This is a genomic window from Curtobacterium sp. MCBA15_009, assembly GCF_001864895.1.
GTDB lineage: Bacteria > Actinomycetota > Actinomycetes > Actinomycetales > Microbacteriaceae > Curtobacterium.
Window position 1 is genome coordinate 354,551 of the sequence record NZ_MJGO01000037.1, and the last position, 18,153, is coordinate 372,703.

General features: G+C 70.3%; 17 protein-coding genes. All 17 read right to left on the reverse strand.

Features of this window, described 5'->3' with window-relative positions:
- Window positions 1-122 precede the first annotated feature (122 nt).
- The 17 genes from BIU97_RS10045 to BIU97_RS10130 all read right to left on the reverse strand — a co-directional run bounded on the left by BIU97_RS10045 (window position 123) and on the right by BIU97_RS10130 (window position 18,058).
- Window positions 123-524 (reverse strand): nuclear transport factor 2 family protein, encoded by a 402-nt coding sequence (locus tag BIU97_RS10045; protein WP_071297555.1) that lies wholly within the window; start codon window positions 522-524, stop codon window positions 123-125.
- A gap of 728 nt (window positions 525-1,252) precedes the next feature.
- Window positions 1,253-2,620 carry a replicative DNA helicase gene (gene dnaB, locus BIU97_RS10055; RefSeq protein WP_071258770.1) on the reverse strand — a complete coding sequence of 456 codons (1,368 nt, stop codon included), beginning with the start codon at window positions 2,618-2,620 and terminating at the stop codon, window positions 1,253-1,255.
- A 526-nt stretch (window positions 2,621-3,146) separates the two neighbouring features.
- Window positions 3,147-7,613 (reverse strand): FtsK/SpoIIIE domain-containing protein, encoded by a 4,467-nt coding sequence (locus tag BIU97_RS10060; RefSeq protein WP_071297557.1) that lies wholly within the window; start codon window positions 7,611-7,613, stop codon window positions 3,147-3,149.
- Window positions 7,613-8,536 (reverse strand): hypothetical protein, encoded by a 924-nt coding sequence (locus BIU97_RS17705; protein ID WP_071297558.1) that lies wholly within the window; start codon window positions 8,534-8,536, stop codon window positions 7,613-7,615. The genes BIU97_RS10060 and BIU97_RS17705 overlap by 1 nt, the downstream gene beginning before the upstream one ends.
- The gene (locus tag BIU97_RS10070; protein WP_071297559.1) at window positions 8,533-9,243 is read right to left on the reverse strand and encodes a hypothetical protein; all 711 of its coding nucleotides are present in this window, start codon (window positions 9,241-9,243) and stop codon (window positions 8,533-8,535) included. The genes BIU97_RS17705 and BIU97_RS10070 overlap by 4 nt, the downstream gene beginning before the upstream one ends.
- Window positions 9,240-9,869, reverse strand: a complete 630-nt coding sequence (locus BIU97_RS10075) for a hypothetical protein (RefSeq protein ID WP_139195988.1) — start codon at window positions 9,867-9,869, stop codon at window positions 9,240-9,242. The genes BIU97_RS10070 and BIU97_RS10075 overlap by 4 nt, the downstream gene beginning before the upstream one ends.
- A gap of 49 nt (window positions 9,870-9,918) precedes the next feature.
- Complete coding sequence (locus BIU97_RS10080) at window positions 9,919-11,343, reverse strand: hypothetical protein (RefSeq protein WP_071258748.1); 1,425 nt, start codon at window positions 11,341-11,343, stop codon at window positions 9,919-9,921.
- Window positions 11,343-11,654: a hypothetical protein gene (locus tag BIU97_RS10085; protein ID WP_071258742.1), complete on the reverse strand. Its 312-nt coding sequence runs from the start codon at window positions 11,652-11,654 to the stop codon at window positions 11,343-11,345. The genes BIU97_RS10080 and BIU97_RS10085 overlap by 1 nt, the downstream gene beginning before the upstream one ends.
- A gap of 88 nt (window positions 11,655-11,742) precedes the next feature.
- Window positions 11,743-12,036, reverse strand: coding sequence for a WXG100 family type VII secretion target (locus BIU97_RS10090; protein ID WP_071258728.1), 294 nt, complete (start codon window positions 12,034-12,036; stop codon window positions 11,743-11,745).
- 269 nt (window positions 12,037-12,305) lie between these two features.
- Complete coding sequence (locus tag BIU97_RS10095; protein WP_071297560.1) at window positions 12,306-13,730, reverse strand: hypothetical protein; 1,425 nt, start codon at window positions 13,728-13,730, stop codon at window positions 12,306-12,308.
- Window positions 13,730-14,041 (reverse strand): hypothetical protein, encoded by a 312-nt coding sequence (locus tag BIU97_RS10100; protein ID WP_071258733.1) that lies wholly within the window; start codon window positions 14,039-14,041, stop codon window positions 13,730-13,732. The genes BIU97_RS10095 and BIU97_RS10100 overlap by 1 nt, the downstream gene beginning before the upstream one ends.
- 75 nt (window positions 14,042-14,116) lie before the next feature.
- Entirely contained in the window at window positions 14,117-14,410 is a 294-nt protein-coding gene (locus BIU97_RS10105) for a WXG100 family type VII secretion target (RefSeq protein ID WP_071258728.1), read from the reverse strand.
- Between the two features lie 245 nt (window positions 14,411-14,655).
- Entirely contained in the window at window positions 14,656-15,108 is a 453-nt protein-coding gene (gene rplI, locus BIU97_RS10110; RefSeq protein ID WP_071258725.1) for a 50S ribosomal protein L9, read from the reverse strand.
- A gap of 14 nt (window positions 15,109-15,122) precedes the next feature.
- Entirely contained in the window at window positions 15,123-15,380 is a 258-nt protein-coding gene (gene rpsR, locus BIU97_RS10115) for a 30S ribosomal protein S18 (protein WP_017887834.1), read from the reverse strand.
- A gap of 47 nt (window positions 15,381-15,427) precedes the next feature.
- Window positions 15,428-16,003, reverse strand: a complete 576-nt coding sequence (locus tag BIU97_RS10120) for a single-stranded DNA-binding protein (RefSeq protein ID WP_071258722.1) — start codon at window positions 16,001-16,003, stop codon at window positions 15,428-15,430.
- 3 nt (window positions 16,004-16,006) lie between these two features.
- The gene (gene rpsF / locus BIU97_RS10125) at window positions 16,007-16,390 is read right to left on the reverse strand and encodes a 30S ribosomal protein S6 (RefSeq protein WP_071258718.1); all 384 of its coding nucleotides are present in this window, start codon (window positions 16,388-16,390) and stop codon (window positions 16,007-16,009) included.
- 234 nt (window positions 16,391-16,624) lie between these two features.
- Complete coding sequence (locus BIU97_RS10130; RefSeq protein WP_071258713.1) at window positions 16,625-18,058, reverse strand: CCA tRNA nucleotidyltransferase; 1,434 nt, start codon at window positions 18,056-18,058, stop codon at window positions 16,625-16,627.
- Window positions 18,059-18,153: the final 95 nt, after the last annotated feature.

The following is an 18,153-nucleotide window of genomic DNA, read 5'->3' on the forward strand; positions in this document are numbered from 1 at the left end:
GCACTGACTGGTCTCCGTGGGGGACGGCAGCGCAGGCGGTCATCGGCAGTGGGTGACCGGTGGACGATGGTCGACTCCAGGACTCCGACCAGCCTCCCGGTCGGGGTCCCGAGTCTCGTGCGCTACATCTCGGCGACCAGGTTCGGTCCGACATTGCGCATGGAGATCATGTGCACGACGCGACGGCTGATCTGGAAGCCGTCACGTGTCCGAACCAGGGTGTCGTCGTACCAGGCGTTCGCGATCGTTCCGGAGGTGTTGTCTGCCTGCAGCACGACAGCATCCCCGTAGGTACGAGCTTCCAGCTCGTCCGCGCCCAGTCGGGTGATGGTGGTGTTGCTCATCCGGTGCAGTGTCCGCCCAGCGGGGTCGTGGGCTTCCTGCATGAAGTCGGTGAAGTCGTCGCCGGTTTCCCGCTGCATGAATCCGAAGTCGACGTGGGCGTCGTCGGTGAACACGGTTCGGAAGCGCTTCCAATCGCGGACGTCGATCCCGGTTGCGTAGCGGTAGATCGTGTCGAGCACGGCGAAGGTGGGAAAGCGGCGATGGCCCACCGCCCTTGTCGCTCCGGCCGCCCAAGCTCAACGGCGAGGGCCTTCAGCGAAGCAGAGGACAACATCCTTCTCGCCAACCTGCACGGCAAGAGGAACGCGGAAGAGATTCTCGTCTCCCAGCTGACCGCGATCCAGCGGGGCGCCATCGGTACGATCGTCGGCGCGGAGCACTCCAGCACACCCTCAAGCGCGTTCACCGCCGGGAAGGACTGACGCTTCGTGCGATCTTGGTATCGGATGAGGCCAGAGAGAACGGTGGGCACCGGTGGAGCGGATCTGATCCGGGGAAGGTCTGCTTACACGTGGATTGCGTCGATGACATCGACCCAAGTCTTGAGCCGTCAAGCCGAATGAGCGAGTGCTCCTGAGTCGTCTACTTCCCGGGATCGATCGAGTAGATAACTTGCGACAACGGGGCCCGAAGCGGGCAACGAGCTGATCGCGCGCCGTGCACACCACACCTTGAAATCCGCCCAAGGGTCCGGGGTGCGTCGACGTCGAGGCTCAGGGCCGAGGGCGAAGCTCCTGGGTGCTCCAGTGAACGGCACAGACGCCGGCGCGGGTAGGTAGGACGGAACCCTCATGATGTCGATCCGATCGTCGCCTCATCGTCCGCCGTGGGGTGGTCTGTCGCGCTGGGCCCGACCATCTCCTAGGCGGGGAGACCATCTAGTTGGGACACCGACAGCGACAGGCCGCTACTGCGGCATGTCCACGAACCGCGAGAACATGCCGTGGAACGCCACCGTGATGGTGTCCGTCGGCCCGTTGCGGTGCTTGGCGACGATGAGGTCCGCCTCGCCCTGGCGCGGGTTGTCCTTCTCGTACGCCGACTCACGGTGGAGCAGGATGACCATGTCGGCGTCCTGCTCGATCGAGCCGGACTCACGCAGGTCGGAGATCTGCGGCTTCTTGTCGGCTCGCTGCTCGGGGCCTCGGTTCAGCTGGGACAGTGCGACGACGGGGACCTGGAGCTCCTTCGCCATGAGCTTCAGCGCACGCGAGAACTCGGAGACCTCCTGCTGGCGGCTCTCGACCTTCTTGCCCGAGGTCATCAGCTGCAGGTAGTCGATGACGACCATGCGCAGGTTGTGCTGCTGCTTGAGGCGGCGGCACTTGGCACGGATCTCGACGAGGGTCATGTTGGGGGAGTCGTCGATGAAGAACGGGGCGTCGTTGATGCGGCCGCGGGTCTGCGCGATGGTGGTCCAGTCGCGGGAGTCGACGGTGCCCTTGCGCATGTTCTGCAGCGGGACGCTCGACTCGGCGGAGAGCAGGCGCATGGCGATCTCGGCGCGCCCCATCTCGAGCGAGAAGAACGCGGCGGTCTCGTTGTGCTTGACGGCGGCCGCGCGGCAGAGGTCGAGCGCGAGGGTCGACTTCCCGAGGGCGGGGCGCGCGGCGATGATGATGAGCTGGCCGGGGTGGAACCCGTTGGTCAGGCCGTCGAGCTGCGCGAAGCCGGTGGGCACGCCGGTCATCTGGCCGTCGCGGCCCTTCGCGGCCTCGATCTCGTCGAGGGCGGCGGAGATGGCGTCGGTGAGGGGGACGTAGTCCTCGGTCTGCACCCCGCCGGCGACGTTGTAGACCTCGGCCTGGGCGCTGTTGACCAGGTCGGTGACCTCGCCCTCGCTGGCGTAGCCCATCTGCACGATGCGGGTGCCGGCGTCGACGAGGCGGCGGAGCACGGCCTTCTCGGCGACGATGCCGGCGTAGTAGCCGGCGTTCGCGGCGGTCGGCACCATGCTGGTGACGCTGTGCAGGTACTCGGCGCCGCCCGCGCGGGACAGCAGGCCGGTCTTGGTCAGCTCGTCGGTGACGGCGATGACGTCGGTGGGCTCGCCGTGCGAGTAGAGCGACAGGATCGCGTCGAAGATGACCTCGTGCTTGGGCACGTAGAAGTCGACGCCGCGGGCGGTCTCGATGACGTCGGCGACGGCGTCCTTCGACAGGAGCATGCCGCCGATGGTCGACTGTTCGGCGAGCAGGTCGTGCGGGGGAGTGCGTTCCATCCCACCGCGCTCGGCGTAGTCCTGCGGCGCCGGGTCCAGATGCGCGATCGACACACGTTCTCCCTACTGTTCGGTCCACGCCGTCCGGCCCACGACCGTCCAGCTCCACACGACGTTCTACCGCCCACGTCCGACACCACACCCCTGGGTCCGGGTCGCTGGGCCAACGTAGGGGGGCAGAGTTATCCCCACAAAACGCCCCTGTGGATAACTCTGTGGAGGACGCGCCGAACACGCCGGGACAGTGTGTGCACAACTGTGGAAAGAGGTGTGGAAAGTCGGTCGAGCGAACATACTTTCGACCGGTTGAACTGGGGTTTTCGTTTCCACACTGTGTGTGGACAACTGGAGTTCAACGTGCAGTTGAAGGTTTCGATTTGACGTTTCCACTGTGTAAAACGACTTGACAAACCGCTTCGTGGGGAGAACCTTCCCGGCTGGCTCCCAGGCGAGCGCGTACCCCCGCTGCTCGTAACCGCCCAGCACCGACCTCAGCCCGCGCAGGCATCGGTCGCAGGACCCGCGGTCGAAGCCGCCGCGACGCCGACGGCGCGGTGGGAGCCGCCGCCGACGCGGCCGATCACCCCGCCAGCGACGACGACGCCGTCGACTCCGACCGCGTCACCGCGGCCACCGCAGAGCCCGCCCGCGTCGTCGCCGACACCATCGGCACCTGCAGCGTCGACGCCAGGCCCGTCCCGAGGTGGACGAGCGCCGAGCCGGGCACGATCCGCGTCGAGATCGACGACCGGGCGATCCGCACGCCGATCAGGTCGCCGGCCAGGGTGTCCTGCGGCGAGAGCAGCGCCCCGCGTCGGTTCTTCTTCGCGTCGACCTGCCACCCGCCGAAGCCGGCGGCGAGCCCGGTCGTGTTCCCGCCGAGCAGCATGCCCTGCCGGTTGTCGACGGCGGCCCGGCCCCAGTCGCGCAGCCACCGCGCGGCGGAGCAGTCGATGAGGAGCTCCCCGTCGTCGACGACGAGCACGACGGGCGTGCCGTCCGGCGTCAGCACGGGTTCGAGCTGTTCCTGCGTGACGTCGTCGCCGGTGAACACCGCGCGGACGCCGGGCAGACCGGCGAGGTCCCGGACCGCTCCCTGTCGCGGGGCGAGCACCACGAGGGTCGTCCCGCCGACGAGCAGCGAGCGCGCCATCGCGGCGAGCATGGTGGACCGGCCCGACCGCGACGGTCCGGCGACCAGGAAGGTGCCGCCCCCGGTGGACAGGTCGACGGTCTGCAGCTCCATGTCGTCGCCCCCGATGCCGGTGACGGCGACCATCGGTGCGGGCTCCGGCGCCGACGACAGTTCGAGTGCGCCGTCGAGGTCCAGGTCCTTCGGCAGGGCGTCCACCCGGAAGGGCCGCGGCGACGGCGGCACGGGTGCGGCCGCGCGCAGCTCGTTCGCCAGGTCCCGCACGGCGGTGGTCTGGCCCTGCCCGGAGACGTCGGTGCCGAGGGTGGCGAACTGCACCTCGATCCCGGAGTCGGCGCGGAAGCCGCGTCCGGCCGGGATCGACGCGGGCAGCTTCCGGTGGTTGATCCCGCCGAGCGAGTAGTCGAGCCGGTCGGTCAGGCGCATCACGATCTTGTCGTCGGTGAGCGTCGACATGCGCGACGACAGCAGCGTCCGGTCGCCGGAGACGACGACGTGGATGCCGGCCGCGGCACCGTCGCGGAGCATCGACTGGATCGAGTCGGTGAGGGCCCCGCCGTCGACCTCGCCGAGCGAGGTGGTGAAGTTCTCCCACCGGTCGATGAGCACGAGCACGTGCGGCAGCTGCTCCCCGGCCGCGGCGAGCAGTCGCTGCTCGGTGATGTCCGCCGCCGACGCCGCCGCGATGAGGTCGTGCCGGCGAGCCATCTCGCGCGTCAGTCGGTCGACGAGCCGGGTCGCGCGCTCGACCTGCGTGCGCTGCACGACGGCTCCGCAGTGCGGCAGCTGCTGCAGCGAGGCGAGCGCGCCGTTGCCGCAGTCGATGGCGTAGAGGTGCAGGTCCGACGAGGCGATCGAGCGCGCGGCCGACGCCGCGATCCCGCGCAGCGCCGACGACCGGCCGGACCCGGGCGCACCGACGACGAACTGGTGGGTGAACTTCGCCAGGTCGATCTCGGCGGCGCGCTGCTCCTGGGTGTCCGGCAGGTCCTCGAGCCCGAACGGGAACCGCAGGCTCTCGGTCGCGGCGGTCGCCCGACGACGGTCGCCGACCGCCGCCGACGCCACCTCGGTGAGCGGCAGGAGCTCTGGGAGCGGCGGCAGCCAGGGGCTGTGCACGCTGCCGATCCCGAGCCGGTCCCGGGCGTCGACCATCGCCTGCACCAGGACGGACAGGTCCGTCGCGGCCGTCGCGCGGTCGCTCCGGACCGGTCGGGCGGGCGGTGCGGTCGCGAAGTCACGCCAGTCGAGCACGCGGACGAACGGGAGGCCCGTGGCCGGGTCCTCCTCACCGGCCCACCGACCGCCGACGCGAGCCGATTGGAACGGCACCACCGACGAGTGCCCGAGGCGTGCGTACGCGCGCCCCGGCACGCTCTTCGGGATCCGTGCGGCGTCCGCGACGTCGATGACGTCGCTGCTCTCCCCGGAGTCCGTCATCCGCAGGGCGACGCGCAGGTTCGTGTTCGCGCGGATGTCCGGGCCGACGACCCCGCCGGGCCGCTGGGTCGCCAGGATGAGGTGCACACCGAGCGAGCGCCCGCGCTGGGCGATGCCGATGAGGCCCGTGACGAAGTCGGGCAGCTCGGTGACCATCGCCGCGAACTCGTCGATCACGAGCACGAGCCGGGGCATCGCCTCGCCGGCGCCACCGCGCTCGAGGTGCGCCTCGTGGTCCTCGATGTCCTTCGCGCCGGACGCCGCCAGGATGTGCTCGCGGCGGGTGAGCTCGGCACGCAGGGACCGGAGCGCACGTTCCACCAGGTGCTGGTCGAGGTCGGTGACGAGGCCGACGGTGTGCGGCAGGTCGGAGGCGACGCTGAACGCCGCACCGCCCTTGTAGTCCACGAGCACGAAGGTCATCCGGTCCGGACGGTTGCGCAGGGCGAGCGACGCGACGAGCGTCTGCAGGAACTCGGACTTGCCGGAACCGGTCGTGCCGGCGACCAGGCCGTGCGGGCCGTCCTTCACCAGGTCGAGCTCGAAGGCCCCGTCGATGCCGACGCCGACGACGGCCGAGGTGCTCGTGCCGCCCTCCGACCAGCGGTCGGCGACGAGGCGCCCGTCGGGCTGCGGCAGGTCGACGACGTCGAGCAGCCGCGCTGCGTCGGGGACGAGCCCGTCGCCGTCGGAGCCGCTCGTGTCGCGCAGCGGGGACACCGCCCGCGCGACGTCGTCGTACCAGTCGTCGCGGACCCGGTCGGCGAGGACGAGCTCGACGGGGGCGGCGAGCTGGCGGCGCAGCACGAGCTCGGTCGGGGTGCGGTGCGTCACGGTGGCGACGCACTCCTCGGGGAGCTGCCACTCCTCGTCGTCGATGCAGACCAGGCGGATGCCGCACGCGGGGCCGTCGCGCAGCAGGCCGACGACGCCGGGCATGGCGCGCAGCCGGCGGGCGCCGTCGAGCACGACGACGATCTCGGGGGAGAACCGGGAGCGGTTCATCCCGTTCTTCGCGCGTTCCGCCCGGCGTTCGGCCAGCACCTGGGTGAGCTCGGCCAGCCGCCGGCCGATCGTCTCACCGTCAGCGCCGATGAGCGCGAGGGCTTCCTGGCCCGCCGTCGGCCGCACGTGCGGCAGCCAGGTCGTCCATGCCCACGCCGGCATGTGTTGCTGTGCGGTGAGCACGACGAACTGCACCTCGCGCGGGCTCTGCGTCACGGCGAGCTGTCCGAGCACCCACCGGCCGAGGTCACGGGGGGCGTCCCCGGCGCCGGCGATCCCGAGCACGCCGACCTCGGCCAGCGGCACCGTGACCGGGACGCCGAGGGTCGTGCGCGGCACGTCGGCAAGACCGTCGAGGTCGCGGTCGTCGACCACGGTCACCGTGGACGGCAGGTCGCCGATGCCCACCCGGACGTGCAGGTGGTCGGTGTCGGACGGTCGCCGCTCCCACAGGCGCCGGCCGGGCGTGCTCGCCACGACCCGGAGCGACCCGGCGTCGAGCGCCGAGGTCCTCCGCTGGTCGCGTTCCGCGAGCACGGCGGCGTCGATCGCGGCCTCGAGCGCGGCGACGCGCTGCTTGTGCTCGGCGACCTGCTTGCGGTGGCTCTTCTTGCCGGTGCGCCGGCTGGTGACGGTCTGGCCGACCACCATGATCGGCGTCATCGCCGCGAACAGCAGGTAGAACGGCGAGTGGAACACCGTCGCCATGACGATGCCGAACATCGCCGGCACGAAGACCATGATCCACGGGATGGCCGAGCGCTGCGGGGGGACCGGCGGCTTCGGGATCCGGAAGTTCGTCGTCAGGAACGGCGGGAGCAGTCGTGGTGGCCGGTTGAAGTCGAGCTGGCCCGAGTCCGGCGGTCGGAGCAGCATGCGGTCGACGACGGCGACCGGGCGGATCGTCAGGGCCGTGTCCCCGATCCGGACGAGGGCGTCGGGGTTCCAGGGCACCCACTCCGCTCCGACCGGCTCCTGCTCCAGGGTCGGCGTGACCGAACCTGCCGAACCGGTTACGATTCGGGAGCCTTCTGCCTGCCGGACGGTCACGGTGCCGTCGAAGGCGATCCGTGCCTCCAGACCGGCGATCTCGTCGGCGTCCGCACCGACCACCGGGGCGCCGTCGTCGGCGACCGCGATCCGGTACGTGCCCGGCGACAGCCGGCGCGCTCGTCCCGCGTCCGCACCGCCGACGGTGAGCAGGTGGACGATGCCGCGCTCGGACTCGGGTCGGTCCGCGCCGCCGACGTGCAGCACCGCGCCGTCGACCAGGCCGCTCCGTGCGAACGGCACGTCGCCGTCCGGCGCGTCCGCCGGCATCGGCGCACCGCCCGTCCGGCGGGCGAGCGCATCCACGACACCCCGCATGGGGGTTTGTCCGGACGCGTCGACCAGGACGTCCGAGGACTCCCCGGTGACGTCGTCGACGACGGTGACGACGACGCGCATCAGGCGTCCGCCTCGGCGCCGTCGCGCTCGGTCACGGCGTCGGCGGTGACGGATGCCGCCAGCGGCACGGACAGCCCCAGCCCGGTCCACTGGACCGTGCCGAGCACGTCCGAGACGTGCGTCCCGTCGCGACGGACCTCGAGCGTCCAGCGCGCGAGCGTGTGCGGCTCGGCCGCGACGCACGCCCAGCGACCGCCGGGCCGCTCGAGCAGCCGGACGAGTTCACGGCCGTCCGCACCGGCGGGCACGCGGGCGACGACCAGGAGGCCCGGGGTCGCGTCCGCCGTGACGGCCGCGATCGCGTCGCGCACCGACACCGCCGTGCCCGCGTCCGACGCGCCGCCCACGTTGAGCACGGCCGTCCCCGTCGCCCACGGATCGGTCCGGACCTGGTCGACGACCCGCTGGAGCAGCGCGTCGCGTGCCGGGCGCTCCCCGCGGAGCGCGACGACCCCGCGCACCCGGCGCAGGTCGACCAGGACGGTCTCGTCCCCGTCGGTGCCGAGCGAGACGACGGTGGCGAACTCCGTCGGCGCCGCCGCCACGAGCGGTACGGCCTGCAGCGCCCACATCGGCGCGGTCCAGGACCGTCCGTCGGGCGTGGCCGTCCACGGCTGCGGCGGCGCGATCGTCGGCGAGGCGAGGTCGAGCCGCACCGTCGTGCCGACCGTCATCCGGACCGCTCCGGGGAAGACGACCCCGGCGTTCGCGCAGGACGCGTCGACGGAGCGGAGCACCCGGTCGACGGCCCACGGCGCTGCTGGGTCGCGACGCACCTGGTCGGCCCACGCGAGCGCGTCGGTCGCGGTCCGCCGACGGACGGCGACGATCGTGGGGATGACGAAGGCGAGCGCGCCGAGGAACAGCACGACCGCCATCGTCAGCAGCAGGTGCGACTGCGGCTCGACGAACGACCAGTTCACGCGGCGCCCCCGAGTTCGGCGAGCCGACGTTCCAGCGCGGTCGGCTCCACCCCGGGCACGTCGGTCCAGCGGAAGGTCGTCACGATCGCGTCGAACAGTGCGACCAGGGCGTCAGTGAGTCGGTCGTCGGCGTCGGGCAGGCTGATCGCCGAGAACGACAGGACGACCCACCGCCCCGGACGGTGCGGCACCGGGATCGTGTACACGACCTGCCGGTCGTCCACGACCGGCAGCTCGGCGCCGAGTTCCGCGAGCTCCGCAGCCGGGTCGGCGCGACGGATCACGGTCTCGGTCCGCGCGGCGATCCCGCCGTCGACCTCGCGGATCCCCGGGTCCTCGTCGTCGCGCCGGTCGGGCAGCGCGTCCGCCAGGATCTGGGCGATCACCTGCTCCGGGACCTCCTCGGACTCGTCCTCTGCCTCGGTCTCGATGATCGACACCGGCGGCGTGTACCCGTCGACGGGTTGCACGGGCAGGTAGACCGCCGTCGCACCGTTGTCGCCGGCCTCGGCCACCGTGGCGACGAGCCGCTTGCGCATCTGCTGGCGCAGGGGCTCGGCCCGGTCGCGGGGCAGGTCGTCGGGGAGCGCGCGGGCGATGACCTCGCGGACCATCGCGCCGAGCTCCTGGCGGTCCTCCTCGCGGGCGGGCAGGCGCGCCCACCCCGGCGGGACGACCATGAAGAAGGACGCGGTCAGGTCGGTCATGCGTGCACCTCGTTCCGGATGGCTCCGATCAGGCCGACGAGCTCCCCGCCGAAGACGGGGACGACGTCGAGGTCGCTCGTGCGCCACATGACGCGGGTGTCGACGTCCACCGGCCCGTCGGCCCCGACGAGCGTCTCGCGACGGACGGCGCAGACGGTGGCCCAGATCGCGCCGCTGTCGTCGAGGTCGTAGCGGGTGACGATCGGCCCCTCGCCGCCGACGTCGTCCGGCAGTTCGTCGACGGCCGGCCGCTCGACCGGCAGCCCGCCCTCCGCGCCCGCGAGCTCGAGCAGGCTCTCGCCGCCCGGCTCCGCCACGCCCACCGACACCACCACCGGCAGCGGCCACCGGTTCGGGACACCGAGCCCCGCGACGAGGCGACCCTCGGCGCCGAGCGCCGCCCGGAACTCGAGCAGGGTGTCGAGCGCCGCGACCGGGTCGACCTGCCGGCCGTCGTCGAACACGCGGTCCTCGCCCTCCGCCGCGTCGTCCACGCGGACGATGGCGGCGAAGAGCTCGAGCACCTCGGCGCGCCACGCGGGTGTCGCGCCCTCGGTGTCCGGGACGACGAGCCACTGCGGGATCTCGACGTCGATGCGCGAGGTGAGGACGGGTGTCGGGCTCATGTGCTCCACTGCTTGTCTCGGGTGACGTCGGGCCGGGCGGGTCCCCGGCTCAGACGGAGATCGGGTGCTTCGTCTCGTTCCAGTCGTCGGTCCACGGGCGCTTCGTGTCGGCGCCGTCACCGATCGGGTTGAGGACGAGGCCGGCGATCGAGTAGTTCCGGCCCCAGACGCTCATGCCGCCGTTCACGTAGGTGTGCCACTTCGGCGCCTGCGAGACGGTCTCGATGCCGGTGGCGGAACCCCACTTGTTGAGGAAGTTCCGGTGCACCTGGAAGTCGACGCCGCCGATCCGCTCGGCCCAGCTAGTGAAGCCCTTGCGGGTGAACAGATCGGAACCGAACTGTGTCGAGATCGTCTTCCAATCGTTCTTCGCGACCGTCGAGAACTTCGACAGGTTCCACCAGTTCGGGTTGTTCTTGAAGGTGTCGACGAAGCCGTCGAACTTGCCGATGACCTGCTCGCTCTGCTTGTTGATCGCCGTCAGCTTCTTGAACGTGCCCGGCTTGCCGAGCTTGTCGAGCAACGCGAACCGCTGCGTCGAGAGCTTTTCGAGCTTGGCGTTGACGACCTTCTGGAAGCCCGCCGTGCCCTTCGCGATGCCCTGCTTCATCGCGATCGAGGTCGCCTTGGTGATCCCGACGCCGACGCCGAGGGTCACGACGCCGACGACCGCCATCACCAGGTCGAAGACGTTGCCCTCGCCGAGCGCCGTCAGCCCGATCTGCGCGACCAGGCTCACCCCGGCCGCGACCGCACCCATGATCGCCAGGACCCCGACGCCGGGGATGAGGATCGCCAGCGCTGCGAGGGCGATGCCGATGTAGGTGAAGATCTTGACGAGGATCTTCAGCAGCTTCGAGAAGAACGCCTTGATCTTGTCGCCGAGGGTGTCGTGCAACCCGTCGTGCCACGCGCCGCGGATGGTCGCCGAGGCGGCCTTCCCCGCGGCGTTCAGGGCGTCGACCGCGCGCCGGAGGCGGGCCTTCGCCGCGTCGGCACTGTCGCTCGCCGAGGACTCCGCACGGTGCTTCGCGTCGATCTGTCCCTGCTCGTCGTCGGTCAGCGGGGGAGCATCCGAGGCGCGGCCCTGCGAGGGGTCGGCCATGCCGCTCGCACGCGCGCCGGCGGCCGAGGCGTCCTCGGCGTCGCGCAACGCGGCCGCTGACTCGTCGAGGGCCTGCTCGAGGCTCGGCACGTACCCGGTCAGGGCGTCGCGGATGGCCTCGTAGCGCCCGGCCATCTTCTGCAGGGACTCCGCGACCTCCTTGCTCTTCTTGCGGACGGCGTTCGCGGTCTCGCCCTTGAACTGCGACTCGTCGCCCTCGCCGATGCTCTTCAGCACGGCGGCCTCGCTCGTGATCTCGTCGGCGATGGTCGTGTAGTAGTGCACGAGGTCGTTCACCACGGGCACGTCGGCGATGACCGGGTCCGTGGACTCCCCGAGCAGCGCCCAGTCCCCTCCGCGTGCCGGCATCAGGCGGCCTGCCCGTCTGCCGGGTGCTCCTCGGTGGACAGCTTGTCGTGCAGGTCCTGCTCGAGCGAGGCCCAGTTCTCCGACGCCTTCTGCATCTTCTCGTGCAGGTCCTTCACGGCGCCCTTCATCTTGTTCCGGTGGATCTTCCAGTCACCGGAGAAGTCGTGCATCGCCTTCTGCACGTCGTGCTGGCCGTAGACGTCCTGGAGCTCGCGCTCGTCGGACTTCTGGTGCTCCAGCTCGTCGGAGATGTGCTGCAGTTTCGCGGCCGAGTCCTCGAGGACGGCCTTCGTGATGATGAGGTCTGCCATGGGTGCTCCTGGTCGGTGAACGGGATCGGAACCGGATCGGCCCCGGCCCCGTCGTTGTCGACGGGGGCCGGGACCGGTGCCGTGGGACCTACTTGATCGCGTTCGCGAGCTCCTGGTCGGTCTGCTGCAGCGCCTCGGACGCCTTGTTGAGGTACATCGACATGCCCTCGAGACCCTCGATGGTCTTCGTCGCGCCGTCGTTGAACTCCTGGTACGAGTTGCCGAAGGCGACGGAGGACTGGTCCGTCACGTAGCCGCCGGAGATGAGCGAGTCGACCAGCGACTTCAGCTCACGCAGCTTCGAGGTGATGTCCTGCTCGCCGTTGACGAGGCGGGTCGCGGCGTCCTGCATCTCGCCGTAGGTCACGTTCAAGTTGGGCATGGCCTGCTCCTGTTGTTCGTCTGCACCCCCCGGTCGAGGGACAGGACCGAGGTTATTTCAGGCCGGAACCACTTCGCGGGGTACGTTTTCGCAGCAGGGGGTGCCGGAGCCGTGCACACCGATGTGCACATTCCAGTATTCCGGCAGCACCGCGCGGTCGATCCCCGTCGGTATTCACATGTCACCGATGCACGAAAATCCTGGTCATCGGCGTGTCGCGGGGTCCGCGGACGGCGGGAGTCCCCCCGATGGGGGACACCCGACGTCCGTCAGAACCCGTGGACGAGCTGCCCCGAGGCGTCCTTGTAGCCCGGGACCCGCTCCTGGTCGGAGCCCCACCCGGTCGGCTTGATGCCCTGGCCGTACGAGAACGTGTTCATCCAGCTCGCCACCACCCGGCCGCCGGCGGCGTACTTGTGCCAGTTCGGCAGGGCGGCGATGTCGACGCCGTAGTCCCGCTTCATCGCGACCTTCATGGCGTCCATCTCGATCTGCCGGTCCACGCTCATCAGGCGCTGCCACTGCCAGCCCTTGCCGTCCTTCGACAGGACGTCGCGGATCTTGGCCTTGTCGTCGTTCCAGAGCGCGCGGTTCGGCCGCCACCAGTTCGGCTTCTCCTTGAAGCCGCCGAGCGTGTTCTTCCCCATCGTCGCGATGCGGGCGTCCGTCAACCGGTTGATGTGCCGGTTGATCGTGGTGACCGTCCGCAGCGCGCCGGGGTCCCGCAGGGTGTCCTTGATCGCGACGGCCCGGACGTCCTGCAGCTTCTTGATCTTGTCGAGGTTGGTCTTCGCGAAGCCCTGCATCCCCTTGCCGAGGCCGGCCGTCTTCGCCAGGGACGCGACCTTGGTGAGCCCGGCCCCGACCCCGACCAGGACCAGCCCGACCGCCGACGTGATGACGTCGAGCCACGACCCCTCACCCATCCCCGCCAGCGTGATGTTGAGCACGAGCGTGACCGCCGCGGCGACCGCCGCCATGAACGTGAGCATGCCGACGCCGGGGATGAGGATCGCCAGCGCTGCGAGGGCGATGCCGATGTAGGTGAAGATCTTGACGAGGATCTTCAGCAGCTTCGAGAAGAACGCCTTGATCTTGTCGCCGAGGGTGTCGTGCAACCCGTCGTCCCACGCGGCCCGGATCGTCGACGCCGCCGCCTTGCCGGCCGCGTTCACCCCGTCCACTGCGCGCCGCAGCCGGGCGACCGCGGCGTCGGCGCCGTCCTTCGCACTGCTCGTGGCGCGCGCCTTGGCGTCGATCGCACCCTGCTCGTCGTCGGTCAGCGGCGGCGCGTCCTGCGCACGGCCCTGACCGGGGTCGGGCATCGCGCCGGCCCGGGCTCCCGCCGCCGAGGCGTCCTCGGCGTCGCGCAGCGCTGCGGCCGACTCGGTCAAGGCCGTCTCGAGCTCGGGCAGGTAGCCGGTCAGGGCGTCGCGGATCGCGTCGTACCGGCCGGACATCCGCTGCAGGGACTCGGCGACCTCCTTGCTCTTCTTCCGGACCGCGTCGGCGGACTCGCCCTTGAACTGGCTGTCGTCCCCCTCGCCGATCTTCCGGAGGACGTCCGCCTCGGAGGTGATCTCCTGGGCCATCGTCGTGTAGTAGTTCACGAGTTCGTGCACGGTCGGCACGTCCGCCACGATCGGGTCGGACCCCTCGTGCAGCAGTCCCCAGTCCCCGCCGCGGGCGGGCATCAGGCCGCCTGCCCGTCGGTCGGGTGCGCTTCGGTGTCGAGCTTGTCGGTCAGGTCCTGCTCGAGCCCGGTCCAGTGCTCGGTGGACTTCTGCATCTTCTCGTGCAGGTCCTTCACGGCGCCCTTCATCTTGTTCCGGTGGATCTTCCAGTCACCGGAGAAGTCGTGCATCGCCTTCTGCACGTCGTGCTGGCCGTAGATCTCGGTCAGGGCACGGTCGTCCGACTTCTGGTGCTCGAGCTCGTCGGAGATGTGCTGCAGCTTGGTCGCCGAGTCCTCGAGGACGGCGCGGGTGATGATGAGGTCTGCCATGGGTGCTCCCGGTCGGTGTGCTGGACGCGAGTGGCGCCCGGGGTCGCAGCGCGTGCGCGACCCCGGGCGGACCGACTACTTGATCGCGTTCGCGAGCTCCTGGTCGGTCTGCTGCAGCGCCTCGGACGCCTTGTTCAGGTACATCGACATGCCCTCGAGACCCTCGATGGTCTTCGTCGCGCCGTCGTTGAACTCCTGGTACGAGTTGCCGAAAGCGACGGACGACTGGTCCGTCACGTAGCCGCCGGAGATGAGCGAGTCGACCAGCGACTTCAGCTCACGCAGCTTCGAGGTGATGTCCTGCTCGCCGTTGACGAGGCGGGTCGCGGCGTCCTGCATCTCGCCGTAGGTCACATTCAAGTTGGGCATGGCCAGCTCCTGTTCACGGTGTTCGACACCCCCGGGTTCGGAGGCCGCGATGACGCTATCGGCTCGTCGACCCCCGAACGGGGGTGTTCGCGTGGTGTTCACCGCAACTTCCACCAGCGGTGCGCGCACGAGAAGAACGTGCGTCGAGCAGGAGAACCAGCCGTGTCGACGACGTGACGCCCGGGAACGACGGAAGGCGGGCCTCCCGAGAGGGGAGACCCGCCTTCCGACGGAACGAGGTCGCGCTACTTGGCGGCGACGACCTTGAGCGAGATCACGGCAGTGATGTCCTCGCGCAGACGCACGGTGGCCTCGTGGTCACCGACGGTCTTGATGGTCGCGGGGACCTCGACCTTGCGCTTGTCGAGCGAGCCGACGCCCTGCGCCTGGACGGCGTCAGCGACGTCGCCCGGACGGACGGAGCCGAACAGACGGCCGTCCTTGCCGGCCTTGACCGACAGCTGGATGGTGGCGTTCTCGAGCTTCATCTTGAGGTCCTGTGCCTCTTCGATGGTGGCGAGCTCGCGCGCGGTACGCGCGGCACGGATCGACTCGACCTGCTTCTCGCCGCCCTTGGACCACGCGACAGCGAAGCCCTGGGGGATGAGGTAGTTGCGGGCGTAGCCGTTCTTGACGTCGACGACGTCACCGGCGGAACCGAGGCCGGAGACCTCGTGGGTGAGGATGAGCTTCGACATGTGTCGACCTCCGATCAGCGGCCGGAGCCGGCGTAGGGGAGGAGCGCCATCTCACGGGCGTTCTTCACGGCACGGGCGATGAGGCGCTGCTCCTGGACGGAGACGCCGGTGATGCGACGGGCGCGGATCTTGCCACGCTCCGAGATGAACTTGCGAAGGGTCGCGACGTCCTTGTAGTCGATGACGCCGACCTTGATCGACTTCGCGGGAGCGGCGTTCTTGCCGCCCTTACCGCGAGGCTTCCGGCGATCGCCGGTGCTCTTTCCAGCCATTGTGTGTCCTTAAGAAGAAGAAGTTGTGTCCGTTGGATCGCTGAGGATCAGAACGGGGTCTCGTCGTCGAAGTTGCCGCCGGGGGTGGACCACACGTCGTTCGACTGTGCGTTCCCGCCACCCTGCTGGCCGCCCTGGGGGGACCAGGGCGCGTCCGACTGACCGCCGCCGGTGTTGCCGCCGCCGTTCCAGCCACCGTTGCCGCCGCCGGAGTTGCCCCCGCCGACCTGACCACGGCCACCGCCGCCGCCGCTGCCACCCGCTGCGCGGGTGATCTGGGCGGTCGCGTACCGGAGCGACGGGCCGATCTCGTCGACCTCGAGCTCGATGCTCGTGCGCTGCTGACCCTCACGGTCCTGGTAGGAACGCTGACGCAGACGGCCCTGCGCGATGACGCGCGAGCCCTTCGTCAGCGACCCCGCCACGTGCTCGGCGAACTCGCGCCACACACTCGCACGGAGGAACAGCGCGTCGCCGTCCTTCCACTCGTTCGCCTGACGGTCGAACGTGCGAGGGGTCGACGCGATGGTGAAGTTCGCCACGGCGAGCCCGTTCTGCGTGTAGCGCAGCTCGGGGTCCGCGGTGAGGTTGCCCACCACCGTGATGACGGTTTCGCCGGCCACGGGCTACTCGGCGCTCGCGGTCGCGGCCTGGGAGGCGTTGGCGGCCTTGCGGGCCGCACGCGCCTCGTCACGCTGCTTCTGGGCGGCGACCTGCGCGATGCCCTCTTCGGCGCGGAGGACCTTCGTGCGGAGCACGGCCTCGGAGAGACCGAGCTGACGGTCCAGCTCCTTGGCGGCCTCGGGGGTCGACGTGAAGTCGACGACGGCGTAGATGCCCTCGGACTTCTTGGCGATCTCGTAGGCGAGCCGGCGACGGCCCCAGACGTCCACGTTGTCGACGGTGCCACCGTCGTTGCGGATCACGGCCAGGAACTTGTCCAGGCTCGGAGCGACGGTGCGCTCGTCGATCTCGGGGTCGAGGATCGCCATCAGTTCGTACTGGTGCATGCGGAACCCACCTCCTCTGGTCTCAGCGGCCCCGGGCAGTTCCCGGGACAGGAGGGTTGATGCATGTGTACCGGTGCGCAGGAGCGCGGGCACAACCCCGCAAGCTTAGCGGACTGCCTGGAGGCGCGCCACCGGCCCGTGGGTCGGCTCGCGGAACCAGGTTCCGGACACCACACCGTGAAATCGCGCGGTTCGGAGTCCGGAACCTGGTTCCGGAGACTGCGGGCGAGCCCGTCAGCCGGTGTCGCGGGCCGCCCACCACTCGCGGAGGCGGGCCTCGGCCTCGTCCGCACCGAGCGGGCCGTCGTCCATCCGGGCCTCGAGCAGGAACCGGTACGCGTCGCCGACGGCACGGCCCGGCGGGATGTCGAGGATCCGCATGATGTCGTCGCCGGTCAGGTCTGGACGCATCGCGTCGAGCTCCTCCTGTTCGGCGAGCACTGCGATCCGTGCCTCGAGGTCGTCGTAGGCGAAGGCCAGGCGGTCGGCCTTGCGGCGGTTGCGGGTGGTGACGTCGGAGCGGGTGAGCTCGTGCAGCCGTTCGAGCTGCGGCCCGGCGTCGCGGACGTACCGGCGCACGGCGGAGTCGGTCCAGGCGCCCTCGGTGTACCCGAAGAAGCGCAGGTGCAGCTCGATCAACCGGGACACCGCGGCGATCGTGTCGTTGTCGAAGCGGAGTGCCCGCAGCCGCTTCTTCGCGAGCTTGGAGCCGACGAGGTCGTGGTGGTGGAAGCTCACGGCGCCGCCGGGTTCGAGCTTGCGGGTGGCGGGCTTGCCGATGTCGTGCAGCAGCGCCGCGAGCCGCAGGACGGTGTCCGGGGGGTCGCCGGCGTGCCGCTCGGCCTCGTACCCGATGGCCTGCTCGAGCACGGTGAGCGAGTGCTCGTAGACGTCCTTGTGGTGGTGGTGCTCGTCGATCTCGAGCCGCATCTCCGGCAGCTCGGGCAGGAACCGCTCGGCGAGGCCGGTGTCCACGAGCAGCCGGATGCCGGGCACCGGGTCGCTCGTGTTCAGGAGCTTGACGAGTTCGTCGCGCACCCGCTCGGCGGACACGATGTCGATGGAGTCGACGAGGTCCTGCATCGCGGCGCGGACGTCGTCGTCGACGGTGAACCCGAGCTGCGCCGTGAACCGCGCTGCCCGCATCATCCGGAGCGGGTCGTCGCGGAACGACACCACGGCCGCCTGGGGGGTGCGCAGGCGCGCGGCCAGCAGGTCCTCGACGCCGCCGTGCACGTCGACGAGCTCGCGGGCCGGCAGGCGCAGCGCCATGGCGTTCACGGTGAAGTCGCGGCGCAGCAGGTCGTCCTGGATGGTGTCGCCGAACGCGACCTCGGGCTTGCGGGTCTCGCCGTCGTAGACGTCGCTGCGGTACGTCGTGATCTCGACCTGCTCGCCCCGCACGAGGGCGGCGATGGTGCCGAACTGCCGCCCGACGTCCCACGTGGTGGTCGCGATCGGTTCGACGACCGCCAGGATCTCGTCGGGACGGGCGTCGGTCGTGAAGTCGAGGTCGGTCACCGGGCGACCGAGGAACGCGTCGCGCACGGGGCCGCCGACGAGCGCCAGCTCGTGCCCGGCGTCGGCGAACACCCGAGCGAGGAGGGCGACGGGCTCGGTGGCGGCGAGTGCGTCGAGTCGTTCGACGGCCTGGGCAACGGACTGCATGACGGTCCTCATCCTCCCAGATCGAGGCCAGGAGTTCTCCACCGGTCCCGCGCGCACGGGCTGTGTTCATCGTCGCCCCTCGTACACTCGTGCTC

What these genes read in the sequence shown, in the direction of transcription:
- BIU97_RS10075 (WP_139195988.1), bottom strand. Translation starts at nt 9,869, where the DNA reads ATGAGCCCGACACCCGTCCTCACCTCGCGCATCGACGTCGAGATCCCG.
- BIU97_RS10105 (WP_071258728.1), bottom strand. Translation starts at nt 14,410, where the DNA reads ATGCCCAACTTGAATGTGACCTACGGCGAGATGCAGGACGCCGCGACC.
- rpsR (WP_017887834.1), bottom strand. Translation starts at nt 15,380, where the DNA reads ATGGCTGGAAAGAGCACCGGCGATCGCCGGAAGCCTCGCGGTAAGGGC.
- BIU97_RS10130 (WP_071258713.1), bottom strand. Translation starts at nt 18,058, where the DNA reads ATGCAGTCCGTTGCCCAGGCCGTCGAACGACTCGACGCACTCGCCGCC.
- BIU97_RS10090 (WP_071258728.1), bottom strand. Translation starts at nt 12,036, where the DNA reads ATGCCCAACTTGAACGTGACCTACGGCGAGATGCAGGACGCCGCGACC.
- BIU97_RS10080 (WP_071258748.1), bottom strand. Translation starts at nt 11,343, where the DNA reads ATGCCGGCACGCGGAGGGGACTGGGCGCTGCTCGGGGAGTCCACGGAC.
- BIU97_RS10085 (WP_071258742.1), bottom strand. Translation starts at nt 11,654, where the DNA reads ATGGCAGACCTCATCATCACGAAGGCCGTCCTCGAGGACTCGGCCGCG.
- BIU97_RS10070 (WP_071297559.1), bottom strand. Translation starts at nt 9,243, where the DNA reads ATGACCGACCTGACCGCGTCCTTCTTCATGGTCGTCCCGCCGGGGTGG.
- BIU97_RS10060 (WP_071297557.1), bottom strand. Translation starts at nt 7,613, where the DNA reads ATGCGCGTCGTCGTCACCGTCGTCGACGACGTCACCGGGGAGTCCTCG.
- rplI (WP_071258725.1), bottom strand. Translation starts at nt 15,108, where the DNA reads ATGTCGAAGCTCATCCTCACCCACGAGGTCTCCGGCCTCGGTTCCGCC.
- BIU97_RS10095 (WP_071297560.1), bottom strand. Translation starts at nt 13,730, where the DNA reads ATGCCCGCCCGCGGCGGGGACTGGGGACTGCTGCACGAGGGGTCCGAC.
- rpsF (WP_071258718.1), bottom strand. Translation starts at nt 16,390, where the DNA reads ATGCACCAGTACGAACTGATGGCGATCCTCGACCCCGAGATCGACGAG.
- BIU97_RS10100 (WP_071258733.1), bottom strand. Translation starts at nt 14,041, where the DNA reads ATGGCAGACCTCATCATCACCCGCGCCGTCCTCGAGGACTCGGCGACC.